This is a genomic window from Streptomyces sp. HUAS MS02 (genome assembly GCF_055702265.1).
Genome location: NZ_CM146747.1, coordinates 85,833 through 102,454 on the forward strand (window position 1 = coordinate 85,833; position 16,622 = coordinate 102,454).

Consider the following 16,622-nt stretch of genomic DNA (forward strand, 5'->3'; position numbering starts at 1 on the left):
CGAGGGCGGGCCGCCGCAGAATGGAGTGTGGCTGTGCGCGGGGGCGTGTGGGCGGTGCCGTTGTCGGGCGTGGTGGCGGTGGCGTTCGCGGGGTGGGTGGCGGTGTCGGCCGGTGGGGTGCCGGGGGTCGACCAGAGCGGTCTCCAGGTGGTTCTAGGGGGGACTGTGCTGGTGTCATGGGCCGTGACCGGGGCCGTGCTGGTCTCTTTGCGGCCGCGGAATCCTCTGGGGTGGCTGTTCCTCGTCATCGGTGGCTCGGGGACCTGGCAGGTCGGTCTGGCGGCGTACGGCGGGCACGGTGTGGCGGTTGCCGAGCCGGACTGGCCGGGGGCGTCGGTCGCCGCTGCCGTGGCGGGCGGGGCGCACGTACCGTCCCTGTTCGCGCTGCCCACTCTCGTGCTGGCGCTCTATCCGCGGGGCCGACCGGGTGCGAGGTGGCTGTGGTGGCCGGTCGGCGCGGCGGGGGCGGCGATCGCGGTACTGACCGTGGGTACGGCGTTCGACGCGCAGGCGTACGACGACATCGTGCCCGGTGGCACCCCGCCGGCGTCCCTGCCGTCCGCAGTGATCGGCGCCATGGACGTGGTGTGCCTTCTCCTCATCGGCCTGAGCGCGCTCGTGGTCACCGTGGAGGCGGTCGTCCGCCTGGTCCGGTCCGAGCCTCCGGTGCGTCAGCAACTGGCGTGGATGATGTGCGTGCTGGCGGTCTTCCTGACCGCCCTCTTCTCCGCCGGACCGGTCGTCCACGCGAGTCTGGGCGTGCTCGTCCCGGTCGCGGTGGCCGTCGGGGTGCTGCGCTACCGGATGCTCGGCATCGAGACGGTGATGCGGCGCGGGCTGGTCTACGCGCTGCTGACGGCTGTCGTGATCATCGTGTACTTACTGGTGACGACAGCCGTGGGTACGGTGTGGGACCGCAGTGCCCTGCCGGGGGTGCTGTCGGCCGCCGTGGTCGCGGTGGGCCTCGCTCCGGCCCGCGAACGTCTGCAACGGGCCGTGGACTGGTGGATCTACGGCGGGCGCCGGGACCCGCTGCGGGCCCTGGCACGGCTCGGCAGCCGGATGGCCGACGCGGGTGAACACGACTTGCTGCCCGCCGCGTTGGACGCGGTCACGCAGGCCGTGCGCGCCCCGGGGATCCGGGTGACGGACGCCCGGGGTACGACGCTCGCGGCGCTCGGCCGGAACACGGCGGTCGGGTGCACCCTGGAACTGCGCCTGGCGGGGCGGACACTCGGCACCATGCAGGTGTCCGCCCGCACGCCGGACGAGGCGTACGGCAAGGACGACAAACGGCTGTTGGCGGCCTTGGCCCAGCAAGTCGCCGTAGTCGTAAGGGCGTTGGAACTGGCTGATGTCGTGGCCGTTCAGCGGGACCAGGTCGTCGAGGCCACCCGAGTCGAACGCGACCGGTTGCGGCATGACCTGCACGACGGTCTGGGGCCGTCGCTGGCCGGCATGGGGCTCGGGCTGCAGGCCGCCACGGACCAGTTGTCGCTGGGCAACACCGCCGTGGCCGGCACGCTGGTGAGCCGTACCCGGGAAGAGGTCGTCGCCGCGGTGGCGGAGATCCGGCGGATCATCGACGACCTGCGCCCCGACGTCCTGGACCGGCTGGGGCTCGCGGAGGCCGCGCGACGGCACGCCGAGGCCCTGGCGCCCGCCGTGCCCGTCAGCGTTCTGGTGGCACAACTGCCCACGCTCCCACCGGAGGTGGAGAGCACGGCCTATCGCATCATCACCGAAGCCACCACGAACATCGCCCGGCACGCCGGTGCGCGAGAGGCCACGGTCACCGTGGCGGCGCACGCGGGCCTCCTGACGATCACCGTCACCGACGACGGGCGCGGGATTCCCACCGGGACACCCACGGGCGTCGGCCTGGCGTCGATGCGCCGCCGTGCCGAGGCCCGCGGCGGCAGCCTCACCGTCGAGCCCGCGGCCCGCGGGACGATCATCACCGCCATCCTGCCGCTGGAGGGACCATGACCCGAGCAGTGCCCGTCCGGATCGTCATCGCGGACGACCACCCGATGTACCGCTTCGGTCTCACGGCCGCCCTGGCCGGGCACGACGACATCGAGATCGTCGGGGAGGCGGCCGACGGCGCGGAACTCGTGAAGGTGGTCGAGCGGACCGAGCCCGACGTCGTCCTCACCGATCTCGCCATGCCCAACCTCGGCGGCACCGAGGCGATCCGCGAGATCCACGCCCGCGACGACCGGATCGGGGTCCTGGTACTGACGATGCACGAGGACGACGAGGCCCTCATCGGAGCCCTGCGCGCGGGCGCCCGCGGTTACCTCCTGAAAGGCGCCGACCGGACCGAGATCGCCCGCGCGGTGCTCGCCGTAGCGTCGGGGAACGCGGTCTACGGCGAGGCGGTGGCTCGGCGCATCAACGCCTTCTTCACCCAGGCGCAGCGTGACTACGCCGCCCAGGTCTTCCCCGAACTCACCGAACGCGAACGCGAGATCCTGGAACTCGTCGCCCAGGGCCACAGCAACCACCAGATCGCCCGGCGTCTGTTCCTGGCGGAGAAAACCGTCCGCAACCATGTGTCGGCCGTGATGAACAAGATCGGAACGAACGACCGTGCCGCCACCGTCGCCCGGGCCAGGGACGCGGGCCTCGGCACCCCGTGAACCAGGCTCCCCGCGCACCGCCCCCTCCCCCGCGTCCGTCACCGGGGGACCAGTGGCACGGTCGCGGTCACGGTGGTGCCTTCGTACGGCACCGACGTGATGCGGAAGGTGCCTCCGAGCGTTTCCGCCCGCCGCCGCATGGACGCCAGTCCCACACCGCTCTCCACGCCGTCGGACCCGCGTCCGTCGTCGGCGACCGTGACCCGCAGCGACTCGCCCACCGCCAGCAACGTGACCCAGATGTGGCGTGCCTCCGCGTGCCGGACGGCGTTGGTGACCGCCTCCGTCACGATCCGGTGGACGGCGGTCTCCACGTCGGACGGCAGCGACGGCAGCGCACCCACCGTGATGCGCACGGGGACGGCGGCCGACACCATGGCCGCGTGCCCGCGCAGGGCCTCGACGAGATCCAGCCGGTCCAGGGCCCCAGGACGTGTCGCGTCGATGATGCGGCGGATCTCGCCGACCGTCCCGGCCACCTCGGTACGCATACGGGACAGCAGCGCGCGCTGCCCTGTGGCGTCCTGCCGGTCGAGCGCGTCACCGAGGGCCTCGAGCCCCAGGCCGATACCGGACAGCGAGGGCCCCAGGCCGTCGTGCAGATCGCGCCGGATACGGTCGCGCTCGGCGCGGGTGGCCACGAGGATGCGGTCGCGTTCCCGCTCCAGGGCGTCGGACAGTTCCACGGCCCGTACGATCACGGCCAGTTGGGACGCCAGCGTCGACAGCAGTCCGACGTCGTCTGCGTCGTAGGGCTCGTCCGGTCCGCGAGCGGCGACGGTGAGGGTGGCGATGTCACGCCCCGCGACACGCAGCGACACCGTCGAGCCGTCCGTGCCCGGGTCGGCTCCGAGCGACGCCAGGACATGCCCGTCGAGGGACGTCACGACGGCGCCGGGGGCGCGCAGGGCACGGGCCACGGTGTCGAGCGCGGCCGGGAGCAGGTCCGGTGCGCCTCGGGAGGCGATCTGTCTCCCGAGGTCGGTGACGGCACGGAGCGGATCGCGTCGGGCGCCGTACACCAGCCGGTCCACCGCTCTCTGGAGTCGGTCGCGCAGCGGTGTGAGCGCCACCGCCACGACCGCCGCCATGAGCACTCCGGGAAGGGGACGGCGGTACAGGGCGGAGCCGACCAGGGCGGTGGTGGTGAGGTAGGCGGCGAAGACCGCGGCGGTCAGGGCCGCGTACACCAGGCCCCTGCGCAGTACCGCTTCGATGCCGAACATGCGGTGGCGCAGGACGCCGACGGCCACCGCCACCGGAACGAGGTGGGCGACTCCGGCCGCGACAGGTGTCTCGAAGGACACCAGAGTGGTCAGGAAGGCCGCGTTCACACAGGCCATCCAGGCCAGTTGGGGTCGCAGGGGTGCCACGGCCCGCCGTAGTCGCAGCAGGGTGCCGACCGCGGCGACCACCGCCGCCAGTCCCACCGCCACCAGTCCCGCGACGAGCAGCGAGGCGAGGACGGCGTCGGGGAGTTGGAGCGGGGGTTCGCGGTCCGGAACGATCTCGCCGTACGCGCCGGGGTCGAAGGGAACGGTCAGGGCCAGCAGCGCCATCCCCGTGACGGCGGCACCGACGGGCCAGCGCCAGCGCGGCCCGGGCACGCGGCCGTCGGGATACACCGCGAGGAGGACGGTCGGCAGTGTGAACGTGGCCGGGGCGATCAGTGCGCAGGCCACGAACACGGCCACCGGGGCCAGCGGCCAGGACGGGCGGGCCACGGCGACGCCGTACCCGCCGTACGCCGCGAGGCCCAACTGCCAGGCCGAGCTCGCGCCGATCCCGAGCAGGAGCCGGCCCACCGTGTTCCCTGGGCGCAGCCGCGTCAGGGCCGCCCCGGTGAACGTCCAGGAGAGGGCGACGCCGCCGATCAGCACCACGTAGCCGATGTCGCCGTTCTCCGGCAGTCGGCCGGCCTGGGGCAACGAGAGCACCCATCCGGCGAACGCCACGGCGCACACGCCGGAGAACACCACGATCCACACGCTCACGCGGGCAGCCATCGCACCAGTCTGCTGTCGTCGGTTGCCGTCGGTTGCCGTCGGCGGCAGGAAAAGGCGGCCCGGTCGCACCGGCCGGGCCGCCCCTGTCCGTCAGGCCAGGTCGAGATAGCGATCGATGCGACGGTCGTCCTCGCCGGTCGACAGCCACCTCGAGCACGGGAACGCCCATTCCTCGTCGGCGTCCTCGTCGCGCACGGTGATGCGGTCCAGGAACCAGCCGGGCCAGGAACCCGAGTTGTCGTGCCGGATGCGAACCCGGTACAGGTCCCCGAGGTCCTTGAGCGTGTGCGTGAACGTGTCGGCCGCGTCGCGCTCGAAGTCGTCCCGGCCGCTGTCCAGTTGGATCTCGTCACTGCTGCCGTTGGTTCCGAAGATGGTCAGGTAGACGTTGGAGTCGGTCCCCGCGTCGTTCACGTTTCCCGTGTGGACGCTGATCCGGTAGTCAGGCATTTTCCACTCCCTCACACCACGGTGGTGGGTACGAAGACGCCCGGGGCGAACCAGCTCATGCTGATGTAGATGCCGTTGCCCCGGTCCAGGGCGCGGAGCAGCTGGTGCGCGCCGGCGACGAACTTGGCGACGAGGACGATCCACGGCTGGGCGGGGCTGGGGATGGCGCCGCCGATCGTGCCGACGAGGGTGTTCACCGTGTCGGCGGAGTCGAGCACCTGACCGAGCGTGGAGTGGTCGATCTCGACGTGGAAGCCCCACCAGAAGGCACGGACGGTGACGCCGGCGCCGCGGGATCCGTCCCGCGTGAGGACCGGGGACGGGGACTCGGGGAACGTGCTCGCCTCGATGGCGTGGATCAGCTCCGCGTCGGCCGGGTGGACGAGCGCGACGCGCTTGCCGAGTTCGGCCGCCACGTCGGTCCAGTTGTCGCGCGAGATCGGTTGTGCGGTGGTCATGGAGGGCCCCTTGGGTCAGTGGCGTATGCCGTCGGACGATGTGCGGTCAGCGTGCCGGGCCCGGTCTCCGCCGCGCATGGGGCACGGGTCCCGACCGCCGTGGGCGCTCGCGGTGCCGGCTCTACCGTCGTAGGGCTTCGGCGGGCTGGACGCGGAAGGCCCGCCAGGACGGGTAGATCGCCAGGACGCCGGTGACGAGGCCGATGAGGGGGCGCGGCGAACACGGTTCCGGGGTGGATGACGGCCGTCCAGTTCCGGTCGACCCTGGCGGGGACGCTCCGCGGGAAGACCACCTCTGCGGCGGGCGGCATGGGCCCGTCGGCCGCCTCCGGTTCGGCGCGTTCGGCCCCGGCCACGGCCAGGTCCTCGGCCGCGCGGGTCGGCCGAGGCGGGCGGGTGCCCGTCGGAGTGGGTGACGTCCGCGCCGTGTGCGCCGGGCTTCAGGTCACCACCGCGGCTACTCCCCCGAACGGCATGCACATGAGGGAAGGTGGACCGGAAACATCCCCGCGCCGGAGCGCTTGCGCCGCCGCACGAGGCCGGACAGTGGCGGAGGGCTTGCCCTTGTAGGTGGCACGTCGAGGTGGACATGATCACCTCATGGAACAGCACTCTGTGACCCTGTCCCAGATCACTTCGCAGGATGGGCCGGCCGTCCACTCATGGGCGTCTCTGGCGGAGGTCTGTCGCTATCAGGCGTGGGGGCCGAACACGGAGGACGAGACACGGGACTTCGTCGAGGCCGCGGTCAAGGCCTGGTCGGACGAACCCCAGCGCCGGTTTCCCTATGTGGCCCGCCTCGGCCGGGATGCGGTGGGGATGGGGGAACTGCATGTCCGGAGTGCCGTCCAGCGTCAGGGAGAGATCTCCTACAGCGTGCATCCGCGCGTCTGGGGCCAGGGCATCGGGACGGAGATCGGGAGGCAGCTCCTTGCCCGCGGCTTCGGCGAGTTGGGGCTCCATCGGATCTACGCCACCTGCGACCCGCGGAATCTGGGCTCCGCCCGGGTGCTGGCCAAGCTCGGCATGACGCACGAGGGACGACTGCGTCACACACAGTTGATCCGCGACGGCTGGCGGGACTCTTTGATCTTCAGCATCCTCGAAGAGGAGTGGCATCACGCCGCGCGGAGGACCGCGCCGGACGCGTACCGTGCTCCAGGACGTGGGTACGGCCGTTGAGGTCGCGGGTCTCCTGGGGCGGGGAGGCCACGGCAACCACCATGCCGTCGGCCGCGTACCGCCAAGGCAGACCGCCTTTCGCCACCTGGGTGCCCACCCCGGCCGGTGTGGAAGGCGGGGATGCCCGCGCCGTCGGCGCGCAGCCGCTCGGCGAGCGTGCCCTGCGGCACCAGCTCCACGTCCAACTCGCCCGACAGATACAGTTGTTCGACACGACCTCCGTGCCTGTCGCGCCTTGGGCATGCACGGCTTGGATGAGCACGTCGGGACTGCCGCTGAGGCCGAAGCCGCCGACGGCCAGGCAGGCTCCGTCGGGAATGTCGGCGACCGCCTCGTCGGCGCTTGGGCGGACCTTGTCCATGAGTGACAGGGCCTTCCGCTGGTTCGGGTGCCCCGGCGGCGCGGAGCGCGTGGTTCAGGTTTCCTGGCGCACAGCGGCGCCGAGCCGGGCTCGGCGCCGCTGTGCGCGGTGAGGCCGCCGTCGATCGGGGTCTCCGGGGTGTTCACACAGATCGTGCGGGGCCTGTGTGCACGGCCCGCCGCCCGGCGACCAGCAGCCCGAGCGCGATCGCCGCGGTGGCCAGGCCCAGCAGGCCCACGGCACCGGCCAGAGTGCCGACCACCGACTCGACGGCGAGCAGCACCAGCGGGCACACGAAACAGCCGCCGAAGTAGGCAGATGTCCACAGCCCCGTGCCCCGGCCGCGGTCCTCGTACTTCAGCCGGGACATGGCACTGGTGAGGACCGCCGGCAACAGCATTCCGGTACCCAGGCAGTTGATCACCGCACCGACGACCATCAGCGGGACGCTGTCGGCGAGGAACATCACGCCGAAACCGGCCGCGCAGACGGCGAGGACGGCGGGCAGCATAGGGTCGGGAGAGCGCTTCAGCCGGGCGAAGGTGATCGCTCCGGCCACCGTGGCGGCGCTCGCGCCCGCGGTTGCCAGACCGATGACACCGGTGCTCTCCACGCCGAGGTCATCGAGCAGGTACGACATCTCCGCGGGAACGGTGTAGAAGACCATCGCCCCGAAGAAGGTCAGGGCGCAGATGCCCGTCATCTGCCGCCAAGGGAACGGGCGATGGGCAGCCGGGAGACCTTCCACGGCTGTCTCCGTGACCTCGCGCACCGTCGGTCTGGGCAGAGCGAGCGCCAGCACCGGGGCGAGCAGCAGGCTCACCGCGTACACCCAGAACGGGACGCGCCAGCCTGCCGCACCGGCAGCGCCGCCGAGCACGAAAAACGCCGTGGCGGACGCGGAGGCGCACATGGTCTGCAGGGCGAGGTACTTCACCCGCCGGTGACCGGAGTAGTAGTCGCCGATCAGGGTGGTGCAGCAGGTCATGATGGCGGCCTCGGTGACGCCGACCAGGGCGCGGCTGGCGATGACGGCGCCCAGCGAGTCCAGCCAGAGCGGTGCGGTGCCGAACAGCGCGTACAGGACGGTCGCCACCAGGAGCAGACGCTTGCGGCCCACGCGGTCCACGAACACTCCGGCGAACGGTGCCAGCAGCGCAAGTGCCAGTGCCGGAACGGTCAGCGCGAGGGGGACGAGCGCCGTGGCGCCGGGGGTCGAGGCGAAGTGGTCCTGCATTTTCGGCAGCACAGGAGCGATCAGTACCGCGCCCAGCACGGGCAGACAGCTGCCGGCCATCAGCGCGCTCACCCGTAGCAGGTGCGCCGGGCCCGACACACTCACGGACGGCGGGGCGGACTCGTCGATCGCGGCGGAGGGCAAGGGCACGGAAGCAGTCATGGCAACTCCTGGGGACGGTGTGTGGAGTGGGCATGCCGTACAGCGCCAACGGCGTTCGGCATGCGGGGAGGACGTCACGCCGACGCGGAAGGGGGACGCGGCGTGCGGGTGGGACGACTGTGCGGCCTCGGGGGCCCGCCGCCCACCCTCCGGGCGATCGGTGTGCCGGATCCGGCACATCCGCGCGGCCGATGGGGTGTCGTGGCCTGAGCGGTGCGGGTTGTTCGGCCGAGTCCGGTCCGTTCAGGGACGGCTTCGGGGACGTCGGCGTCCGGTCGGGAGGGGTAGCGGCTCGGGGCCGGGGACGACGGTGTTGCGGACGGAGCCGAGGACGTCCGCGGTGAGGGTGACGGTGTCGCCCGGCTTCAGCGGCGGCGGGATCCGCTCGCCTCGGATACCCCACAGTTCGGCCAGGCAGCCGCCGTTGCCGCAGGTGCCCGAGCCGAGCACGTCGCCGGGGCGGACGACGGTACCGCGCGAGGCGTAGGCGACCATCTCCTCGAAGGTCCAGCTCATGTTGGACAGCAGGTCCTTGCCGACGACCTCGCCGTTGATCTCCGAGGTCAGGGCGAGGCGCAGGAAGCCGTCGGCGTCGCGGTACGGCTCCAGCTCGTCCGGGGTCACGAGGTGGGGGCCGAGGGTGGTGGCGGTGTCCTTGCCCTTGCAGGGGCCGAGTCCGACCTGCATTTCGCGGATCTGGAGGTCGCGGGCCGACCAGTCGTTGAACAGGGTGTATCCGGCGATGTGGTCGCGCGCCTGCTCGGGCGTCAGGTCGCGGCCCTCTCGGCCGACGACGACCGCGACCTCGAGTTCGAAGTCCAGCACCTTGCTGCCTGGCGGATACGGGACGTCGTCGTGCGCGCCGATCAGGGCTTGGGGGTTGGTGAAATAGAAGGTGGGCGCGTCGTACCACGCCTCGGGTACCCCGCGGTCCCCGGAGCGCCGTACGCCCTCGATGTGCTCCTCGAAGGTGTAGAAGTCGCGCACGGACGGCGGTTCCAGGGGCGGAAGCAGCCTTACGGCGTCCAGCGGGACCGGGTCCGAGGTGGGTGGGAGGTCCGCTGCCGCTCGCGGGAGGCCGGAGCAGATCAGGTCGAGCAGTGTCGTGCCGTCGGGGAAGGGACGTAGGGCGGCACCGTCCATCACGCCGCAGTGGCGGCGGCCCTGGTACTCGTACGTGGCGAAGCGCATGGGGGCTCCAAGGGGCTGGGCCGGGGCGCGGCGGGCACTCAGGGCCATCAGCCGGGCATGGCCGCGTCCCCGGAGTAGGGAGGTTCAGACCGGCGGGGCGATGAAGCAGCCGCGGTCGGGGTCGTTGAAGGACTCCTTGGCGACCAGTTCGTTCACGGGGTTGGCCGTGCCCCACTGGTCGGAGACCTCGTCGGTGGAGAAGTCGTAGACGTGGGGGTGCCAGGTGTCCTCGTCCAGCTGCTCCAGCTCGGTGGTGTACTCGACGGTGTTGCCGTGCGGGTCGTGGAAGTAGGAGAAGGTGTTGTCGCCCGCGTAGTGGCGGCCTGGGCCCCACACCTTGTGCACGCCGGCGCGCAGCAGTCGGCCGGTGCCGCGCATGTACTCGTCGATGCCGCGCATCTCGAAGGAGATGTGGTGCAGGGCGGTGTGCGGGCCCTGGGCGATGGCCATGGAATGGTGCTGGGAGCTGATCCGCATGAAGTGCATCGCCTCACCCATCTTCGGATGCCAGAGGGTGTCGGAGAGCCGGAAGCCGAGGTGGCGCTCGTACCACTCCTTGGTGGCGTTCAGATCGGGCGAGTTGATGACCACGTGCGACAGCTTGACCGGGATCGACTCCTTCTCCTCGATCCTGCGGTGCTGTCGTACGGCGACATCGGCGGAGACTTCGATGGTGCGGCCGTCGACGTCGAAGAAGCGGAAGCCGTAGCCGCCTCCGGGTGTGTCGATCTTGCCCGGCTGGGAGATCAACTGCACGCCGCCCGCGAGGAGTTGTTCGGCGAGGATGTCCACGTCCGCCGCGCTCGCGGCGCCGTAGGAGATGAGGTCGAGGCGCTTCTCGCCGGCCTTGCGCAGCCGCACTATGTACTGTTCGGGGCTGCCCTCGGCGGCGAGGAAGGAGATGCCGGAGTCCTCGGCGACCTTGGTCAGGCCCCAGATGCCGGCGTAGAAGTCGAGTTGTTTGTCGTAGTCGGGCACGGCGAGGTCGACATGCCTCAGGTGGGTGAGCAGACGCTCGGTCATGAGTGGGGCTCCTGTTCGGGTGGCCTCAGACGAGGCGCAACAGCGATGCCGCGTTGGCACCGCGAATGGCGTGGAAGTCGGGATCGGGCAGGTGAGCGGCGCTCAGGGCGGCCAGCGGGTCGTCGGCCCCCATGTCGAAGGGGAAGTCGGAACCGAGCAGCACCCGGTCGGCGCCCGCGATCCGGACCAGCTCGCGCAGGACGGACGGATCGTGGACGAGCGAGTCGAAGTACAGCCGCTTGAGGTAGCTGCTGGGCGGGTGGGCGCAGCCCCGGGCGTCGGGACGGACCCGCCAGGCGTGGTCGGAGCGGCCGATGTGGGTGGGCAGATAACCGCCCCCGTGCGCGGCGATCAGCTTCAGCTCCGGGTGCCGGTCCAGGACACCGGAGAAGATCAGGTGGGAGAGCGCGACGGCGTTCTCTGTGGGCTGGCCGACGGTGTTGGACAGGTACCACTGGTCCAGGCGTTCGTCGAGGGTGCAGCCGTAGGGGTGCAGGAACAGCAGAGCCCCGGTCTCCTCGGCGCGGCTCCAGAAGGGTTCGTATGCGGGGTCCGACAGTTCGCGGCCGGGTGCGTGCGAGGAGATCTCGACACCCGACAGGCCCTGTTCCAAGGCGTGTTCGAGAGCCTGGACGGCCAGGTGCGGGTGCTGGAGCGGGACCAGCCCGAGGCCGCGCAGCCGCTCCGGTGCCTGCGCGCAGTGTGCCGCGACACCGGTGTCGGCCAGCTCCCACACCGTGCGGGCCAGCTCCTCGTCCGCCCAGTAGTGGTAGTCGGGGACGGGAGAAACGAGCTGTATGTCGACACCGCAGGCGTCCATCGCGGCGAGGCGGGCTCTGGCGTCGGTCAGCATGGGGATGCGTTCACGGATCATGGGCGCACTGACGGCCTGGGCCTCCGGGCCGGTGCGGCGGGCCTCCAGAGCACGGGCGGCGGCACGTTCCGGCCACCCGGCGACGGCCTCCTCCAGCTCGGGGAGTACGACGTGGGCGTGGACGTCGACGGTCGGCGTTGTCACGGCAGTTCCGTCAGCACGGTCATCGTGCGGCCGATCAGACCGGGCACGTCGGCGTCGCGTACACCGTCCAGCTGCCACCGGCAGATCTGGACGGCGCCGTCCACGACCAGCCGGACCCGGGGGATGCGCCGCTCGTAGTAGGCCGTGAGCAGTTCGTCGTTCCAGTCGTCGTGGCCGGCGAGCAGCTCCGCCAGGACCAGAGCGTCCTCCAGGGACATCGCCGCGCCCTGGGCGAGAGTAGGTGGGCAGCTGTGTGCGGTGTCGCCGACGAGCACGACGCGGCCGCGGTGCCAGGAGCCCTCGACCAGATGCCGGGTGAACACCGTGTAGTTGACTTTCTTCGGATCGGTGATGGACGCGCGGATCTCGTCCCAGGCACCGCCGTACGGCTCGGCGAGACGGCGCATCTCCTCGGCGTAGGCATCGGGGACCAGGCTCGCGCGGTCCCGCAGGGGTTCCACCAGGTACGCGTAGAGGGAGTCCGGGCCGGTGGGACAGTAGCCGGCGATGTAACAGGGCCCGCCGTAAGCGAGGTCGGTGCGCTCGACGCTTGCGGGACGAGGGGCGCAGACGCGCCAGATCCCCATGCCGACGGCTTCCGGCCGCTCACTCATGCCGATCATGGCGCGGGTCGCGGAGTGCAGTCCGTCGGCGGCGACGACCAGGTCGTACCGGCCCGACGTGCCGTCGCTGAAGGTGACGTCGACACCTGCGGCGTCCTGTTCCAGCTGCCGGACGGTGGTGCCGAGCCGGACCCGGGCACCGGATCTTCGGACCGCGTCGATGAGGATGCGCTGGAGGGTCGCCCGCTGCATGCCGACAACCGCGGGCAGGTCCGGTCCGCCGGTGCGGTGATGTGCGTCGACGTGCAGCACCGTCCCGTCGGGAGCGGTGATGCCGAGCGCGTCGAACCCGAAGCCGTGCTTCTCGACCTCCTCCCACACGCCGATCTCGCGCAGGACGCGCAGGGCGTTGCCTTGAGTGGTGATTCCGGAGCCGTGGACGTTCCAGTCGGCCTTGGCTTCGACCAGGTCGACGTCGATGCCGGCTTTGCGGAGCAGGACGGTCAGGCCGTTTCCTGCGGTGCCGCCGCCGACGACGAGGACGATGGGGGTACCCCCGGCAGAAGGCTGGGGGCGGGTGTCGGTCATGGGGAACTCCCTTGTTCCTCTGGCTGTGCGATCCAGCCACTTCACGGCGATCGGGCCGATGCGCTATTTGACGGCGATGGGGTTGACGGGTGAGCCGACGGCTCCGGTGATGGGCAGGGGTGCGGCGGTGAGCCAGAACTCGTACACGCCGTCGTCCGCGCAGTCCGCGGCGAGCGCGTCGAGGTCCCACATCTCGCCGACCAGCAGGCCCATGTTGGGGATGACTACCTGGTGCAGCGGCTGGAAGGCGTTCTCGAACTCGTTGGGCCGGACCTCGAAACCCCAGGTGTCGGTGGCGATCGCGGCGATCTCTGTGCGGTGCAGCCACCCGGCGGTGGTGAAGGACAGGCCGGGTGCGTCACCGCCCGCGTAGTCGCCCCAGCCCTCGCGCCGGACCCGGGTCAGCTGCCCGGTGCGCACGAGGACGATGTCACCCCGGCCGACGATGACGCCGTGTGCCTCGGCCGTGGCGGTCAGGTGCTCCTCGGTGATGGCGAAGCCGTCGGGCAGCTCTCCCCCGCTCTCGGCTCCGCTCGAGCGGGAGGTGCCCCCACCGATGCCGATGACCCGTCCCACGTCGAGGAGGACGCCGCGCCCGGCGACGTGCGGGGCCATGTGCTCGATGCCGGTGACGAGGTCGCCGTCGGAGGTGACGACCTTGTCGGCCCGCCGCCCGTTCCAGGCGAAGCCGTGGTCGAAGACGTGGCCGAGTCCGTCCCACTGGGTGGAACACTGCAGCGGCATCGTGATGAGGTCGTCGGCGCCGCCGATGCCGTGCGGGGTGCCCTGGTTGCCGAGCGCCGCGTCGGTCCCGGTCATCAGCATGGTGTGGACGGGGTTGGTGCGCCTGCGCCAGCCCTTCTGCGGGCCGTTCATGTCGAACCGCTGTGCGAGCGAGAAACTCACCCCGCGTCGGCCCAGGGCCATGCCCTCGCGGCGTTTCGCTTCATCGAGGAAGTTGAGGGTGCCGAGAACGTCGTCCTCTCCCCAGCGTCCCCAGTTCGAGTACGCCTTCGCGGCCTCGGCGATCGCGCCCTCGGGGTCGCGCCGGTCCGGGCTCATGCCGGTGTCTCCGCCACACAGCGGGTGCGCTGCACACCGAGCCCGGTGATGGAGCCCTCCATGACGTCGCCGTCGCGCAGCAGCCGCCCCCAGTGCATGCCGTTGCCGGCCGGACTGCCCGTGAGCACCAGGTCACCGGGCAGGAGCCGGGAGGTCCGGGAGATGTACGACACCAGCCGGGCGATCCCGAAGAGCATGTCCTTGGTGGACTCGTCCTGCATGGTGTCGCCGTTGAGCTTCAGCGTGACCCGCAGGTCACCGGGGTCCGCGATCGACTCGGCGGGCACGATCCACGGGCCGAGCGGGGTGAAGCCGGGCGCGTTCTTGCTGTGCAGCCAGTCGGTGCCGATGCCGGGCATGTCCTGGCGGAAGACGGTGGCGCGGTCGGTGAGGTCGTTGGCGATCGTGTACCCGGCGACGTACTCCAGCGCCTCCTCCACGGAGACCCGGTGGGCGGGTTTGGCGATCACGGCCGCCAGCTCCAGTTCCCAGTCAGGCTGCGTGGCCCATGCGGGCAGGACGACGTCGTCGTACGGGCCGGTGATCGCGCTCGGCAGACCGATGAACACGTACGGCAGGTCCTCGCGCGCTCGCCGGTCCATGACCTCCGCGAACTCCGCCCGCGCCTCCTGGACCGTGCGGGGATCGTCGGGGGCGCGGTGCGCGACGGCCAGGTCGATCACGTGCTGCCGGTAGTTGGCGCCGGACTGGAAGACCTGCCGCGGCTCCACCGGGGCATGTACCCGAAGGCCGTCCAGCGGCAGCCAGTCACCGGCCGTGTCCGCGGCCAGAGCGCGCAGACGGGGCAGCACCTCGTCCCAGCCCTCCAGCAGCGTGCGCACGGTGAGCCCCGGCGCGCTCAGAGCGGCACGCAGGTCCAGCACGCGGCGGCCCGGCACGATCAGAGCGGGGAACGGATCCCGGCCTGGTGCGCTGACGGTGCCGAGGGCGAAGGGGCCCGAGAAGGGCGGTGAATCAACATCACGTTTCACGGATGTGTCCTCTCGGTGGCGGTGCGACTAATCTGGCCGCACCACGGCCGATTGGGGAAATCGATTCGCCGGATGAAGCTCATTGGTCGCACCGATGAGCCTCTTGTCTCGTCTGTCGTCTCTCGACGGGCGACCAGCCCTCGGGAGCGCCATGCATCTGGCCAGCCTTGACCTGAATCTCCTGGTGGCTCTGCGCGCTCTGCTGGAAGAACGCAACGTCACCAAGGCCGGACAGCGCATCGGGCTCAGCCAGCCCGCGATGAGCGGCGCCCTCGCGCGACTGCGCCGGCATTTCGACGACGAGCTCCTGTTCAGGACAGGCAACAGCTACGAGCTGACCGCCCTCGGCCAGGCGCTGCTGGAGCGGACGGCCAGGGCGTGCGACATGGCGGAACGGGTCTTCAGCAGCCAGGCCGAGTTCGACCCGGTCGAGGACCGCCACGAGTTCAAGATCATCATTTCGGACTACGCGGTGACGGTCTTCGGCACCGAACTGACCCGCACCGTTCACGCGGAGGCGCCCGGGGTCCGGCTCCATTTCGAGCTGACTCCCGCCACGGTCACCGAGGAGACGGCCGCGCTGCTGAGCACCACCGACGGGATGCTGCTGCCGCACGGCTTCATCAGCGGTTACCCGGCGGTGGAGGTCTTCCAGGACCGCTGGGTCTTCGTGGTCTCACAGGACAATGCGGAGGTGGGCGACGAGCTCACGCCGGACGACCTGAGCCGGCTGCCCTGGGTGACGTACCGGCGGCTGTACGACACACCGTCCACGCGGCAGCTGAGCATGCTCGGCATCGAGCCCCGCTCGGAGGTCTCCGCCGACACCTTCCAGGCGCTGTGCTTCCTCGTCGCCGGAACCCGCAGGATCGCCCTGGTCCAGGCCCGGCTCGCCGAGCGGCTGCGGGACGCCGCAGGCATTCGGATCATGGAGCCGCCGTACGGCACGATGCCCCTCCACGAAGCTCTCTGGTGGCACCCCGTCCACACCCACGACGCGGCGCACACGTGGCTTCGCGAGACCGTCGCGCGGGTCGCGAAACGGATGGCGGAGCGCTCGCCGGAAGGGTGACCGAGCTGCCCTCAGGGCGCCGACGGCCTCGGCTCGCCTTCCTCACCTGCGAAAACGCGGAGCTGCAGGGCGAGCGTGGAGTAGTAGCCCACCAGGGTCGTCAGCTCGAACAGGCCGCGCTCGCCGATCGCCGACACGGCCGCGCCGTACTCGTCGTCGCCCAGGGTGCCGCAGCGCAGCAGGGCGGCCGTGGTCCGCAGCGCTATGGTCTCGTCGGGATCGGTGAGGGCCGGCAGCGCACCGGAGCGCAGGGAGCCGAGTTCCTCCTCGGTCAGACCGCAGGCACGCCCCACGGCCTCGTGCGCCTCTCGTTCGAATGCGCTGCCCCAGTGTGCGGCGACGAGGAGGACGGCCATCTCCCGGACGCGGTCGCTCAGAGAGGACCGATAGCGCACGGCCGCACCCACGGTCTGCAGCGCGGCTCCGACCGGAGGGCTGAGAAGCATCGCGTTGAACGGTCCCCGCAGCCGTCCTTCGTCGTCGGCGAGGGCGAAGAGCTGGGGACCGGCGGCGCGTGGGCCTCCGGAGATGGCCTGGTAGACCGCGGCCTGTTCCTCGGTCAGACCGCCGGGGAGAAATCCTGCGAGGCGCGCGACCATGGTGGCTCCCTTC

The 16,622-nt window shown here is 71.1% G+C and carries 15 protein-coding genes and 1 pseudogene; 4 read left to right on the plus strand and 12 right to left on the minus strand.

Features of this window, described 5'->3' with window-relative positions; all coding sequences use genetic code 11:
- Nucleotides 1–33 precede the first annotated feature (33 nt).
- Nucleotides 34–1,989, plus strand: a complete 1,956-nt coding sequence (locus ACZ9QC_RS00465; RefSeq protein WP_472918206.1) for a sensor histidine kinase — start codon at nucleotides 34–36, stop codon at nucleotides 1,987–1,989.
- Nucleotides 1,986–2,645 (plus strand): response regulator, encoded by a 660-nt coding sequence (locus tag ACZ9QC_RS00470; RefSeq protein WP_472918207.1) that lies wholly within the window; start codon nucleotides 1,986–1,988, stop codon nucleotides 2,643–2,645. Before ACZ9QC_RS00465 ends, ACZ9QC_RS00470 begins: the two co-directional genes overlap by 4 nt.
- A 38-nt stretch (nucleotides 2,646–2,683) precedes the next feature.
- On the opposite strand, the gene ACZ9QC_RS00475 is transcribed toward ACZ9QC_RS00470, so the two are convergent.
- From ACZ9QC_RS00475 to ACZ9QC_RS00485, 3 genes are all read right to left on the minus strand, one after another.
- Nucleotides 2,684–4,651, minus strand: coding sequence for a sensor histidine kinase (locus ACZ9QC_RS00475; RefSeq protein WP_472918208.1), 1,968 nt, complete (start codon nucleotides 4,649–4,651; stop codon nucleotides 2,684–2,686).
- 90 nt (nucleotides 4,652–4,741) lie between these two features.
- On the minus strand, nucleotides 4,742–5,101 hold the full coding sequence (locus ACZ9QC_RS00480; protein ID WP_472918209.1) for a PLAT/LH2 domain-containing protein: 360 nt from the start codon (nucleotides 5,099–5,101) through the stop codon (nucleotides 4,742–4,744).
- A gap of 11 nt (nucleotides 5,102–5,112) precedes the next feature.
- Nucleotides 5,113–5,559, minus strand: coding sequence for a hypothetical protein (locus ACZ9QC_RS00485; protein WP_472918210.1), 447 nt, complete (start codon nucleotides 5,557–5,559; stop codon nucleotides 5,113–5,115).
- 600 nt (nucleotides 5,560–6,159) lie between these two features.
- On the opposite strand from ACZ9QC_RS00485, the gene ACZ9QC_RS00490 reads away from it, so the two are divergent.
- Nucleotides 6,160–6,741 (plus strand): GNAT family N-acetyltransferase, encoded by a 582-nt coding sequence (locus tag ACZ9QC_RS00490; protein WP_472918211.1) that lies wholly within the window; start codon nucleotides 6,160–6,162, stop codon nucleotides 6,739–6,741.
- On the opposite strand, the pseudogene ACZ9QC_RS00495 reads toward ACZ9QC_RS00490, so the two are convergent.
- From ACZ9QC_RS00495 to ACZ9QC_RS00530, 8 genes and pseudogenes are all read right to left on the minus strand, one after another.
- Nucleotides 6,716–7,102, minus strand: a pseudogene (locus ACZ9QC_RS00495) (CoA transferase subunit A); the annotation flags it as partial. The gene ACZ9QC_RS00490 and the pseudogene ACZ9QC_RS00495 sit on opposite strands and share 26 nt — an antisense overlap.
- Before the next feature lie 142 nt (nucleotides 7,103–7,244).
- The gene (locus tag ACZ9QC_RS00500) at nucleotides 7,245–8,501 is read right to left on the minus strand and encodes an MFS transporter (RefSeq protein WP_472918212.1); all 1,257 of its coding nucleotides are present in this window, start codon (nucleotides 8,499–8,501) and stop codon (nucleotides 7,245–7,247) included.
- Nucleotides 8,502–8,744: 243 nt separating this feature from the next.
- A complete protein-coding gene (locus tag ACZ9QC_RS00505) occupies nucleotides 8,745–9,692 on the minus strand; it encodes a fumarylacetoacetate hydrolase family protein (RefSeq protein WP_472918213.1) in 948 nt (315 codons plus the stop codon).
- Between the two features lie 84 nt (nucleotides 9,693–9,776).
- Nucleotides 9,777–10,715 (minus strand): VOC family protein, encoded by a 939-nt coding sequence (locus ACZ9QC_RS00510; RefSeq protein WP_472918214.1) that lies wholly within the window; start codon nucleotides 10,713–10,715, stop codon nucleotides 9,777–9,779.
- A 25-nt stretch (nucleotides 10,716–10,740) separates the two neighbouring features.
- Nucleotides 10,741–11,733 (minus strand): amidohydrolase family protein, encoded by a 993-nt coding sequence (locus ACZ9QC_RS00515; protein ID WP_472918215.1) that lies wholly within the window; start codon nucleotides 11,731–11,733, stop codon nucleotides 10,741–10,743.
- Nucleotides 11,730–12,884 carry an FAD-dependent oxidoreductase gene (locus tag ACZ9QC_RS00520; protein ID WP_472918216.1) on the minus strand — a complete coding sequence of 385 codons (1,155 nt, stop codon included), beginning with the start codon at nucleotides 12,882–12,884 and terminating at the stop codon, nucleotides 11,730–11,732. The genes ACZ9QC_RS00515 and ACZ9QC_RS00520 overlap by 4 nt, the downstream gene beginning before the upstream one ends.
- Before the next feature lie 63 nt (nucleotides 12,885–12,947).
- A complete protein-coding gene (locus ACZ9QC_RS00525) occupies nucleotides 12,948–13,946 on the minus strand; it encodes a cyclase family protein (protein ID WP_472918217.1) in 999 nt (332 codons plus the stop codon).
- Nucleotides 13,943–14,938, minus strand: a complete 996-nt coding sequence (locus tag ACZ9QC_RS00530; protein ID WP_472918218.1) for a fumarylacetoacetate hydrolase family protein — start codon at nucleotides 14,936–14,938, stop codon at nucleotides 13,943–13,945. Before ACZ9QC_RS00530 ends, ACZ9QC_RS00525 begins: the two co-directional genes overlap by 4 nt.
- Before the next feature lie 151 nt (nucleotides 14,939–15,089).
- Here ACZ9QC_RS00530 and ACZ9QC_RS00535 point away from each other — a divergent pair, with 151 nt between their 5' ends.
- Nucleotides 15,090–16,010, plus strand: a complete 921-nt coding sequence (locus ACZ9QC_RS00535; RefSeq protein WP_472918219.1) for a LysR family transcriptional regulator — start codon at nucleotides 15,090–15,092, stop codon at nucleotides 16,008–16,010.
- A gap of 11 nt (nucleotides 16,011–16,021) precedes the next feature.
- On the opposite strand, the gene ACZ9QC_RS00540 is transcribed toward ACZ9QC_RS00535, so the two are convergent.
- Nucleotides 16,022–16,609 (minus strand): carboxymuconolactone decarboxylase family protein, encoded by a 588-nt coding sequence (locus ACZ9QC_RS00540; RefSeq protein WP_472918220.1) that lies wholly within the window; start codon nucleotides 16,607–16,609, stop codon nucleotides 16,022–16,024.
- Nucleotides 16,610–16,622 lie beyond the last annotated feature (13 nt).

Bases quoted from the DNA above. Each gene is read 5' to 3' on its own strand.
- ACZ9QC_RS00540 (WP_472918220.1), bottom strand. From the start codon at position 16,609: ATGGTCGCGCGCCTCGCAGGATTTCTCCCCGGCGGTCTGACCGAGGAA.
- ACZ9QC_RS00535 (WP_472918219.1), top strand. From the start codon at position 15,090: ATGCATCTGGCCAGCCTTGACCTGAATCTCCTGGTGGCTCTGCGCGCT.
- ACZ9QC_RS00485 (WP_472918210.1), bottom strand. From the start codon at position 5,559: ATGACCACCGCACAACCGATCTCGCGCGACAACTGGACCGACGTGGCG.
- ACZ9QC_RS00490 (WP_472918211.1), top strand. From the start codon at position 6,160: ATGGAACAGCACTCTGTGACCCTGTCCCAGATCACTTCGCAGGATGGG.
- ACZ9QC_RS00480 (WP_472918209.1), bottom strand. From the start codon at position 5,101: ATGCCTGACTACCGGATCAGCGTCCACACGGGAAACGTGAACGACGCG.
- ACZ9QC_RS00500 (WP_472918212.1), bottom strand. From the start codon at position 8,501: ATGACTGCTTCCGTGCCCTTGCCCTCCGCCGCGATCGACGAGTCCGCC.
- ACZ9QC_RS00525 (WP_472918217.1), bottom strand. From the start codon at position 13,946: ATGAGCCCGGACCGGCGCGACCCCGAGGGCGCGATCGCCGAGGCCGCG.
- ACZ9QC_RS00505 (WP_472918213.1), bottom strand. From the start codon at position 9,692: ATGCGCTTCGCCACGTACGAGTACCAGGGCCGCCGCCACTGCGGCGTG.
- ACZ9QC_RS00470 (WP_472918207.1), top strand. From the start codon at position 1,986: ATGACCCGAGCAGTGCCCGTCCGGATCGTCATCGCGGACGACCACCCG.
- ACZ9QC_RS00475 (WP_472918208.1), bottom strand. From the start codon at position 4,651: ATGGCTGCCCGCGTGAGCGTGTGGATCGTGGTGTTCTCCGGCGTGTGC.
- ACZ9QC_RS00510 (WP_472918214.1), bottom strand. From the start codon at position 10,715: ATGACCGAGCGTCTGCTCACCCACCTGAGGCATGTCGACCTCGCCGTG.
- ACZ9QC_RS00520 (WP_472918216.1), bottom strand. From the start codon at position 12,884: ATGACCGACACCCGCCCCCAGCCTTCTGCCGGGGGTACCCCCATCGTC.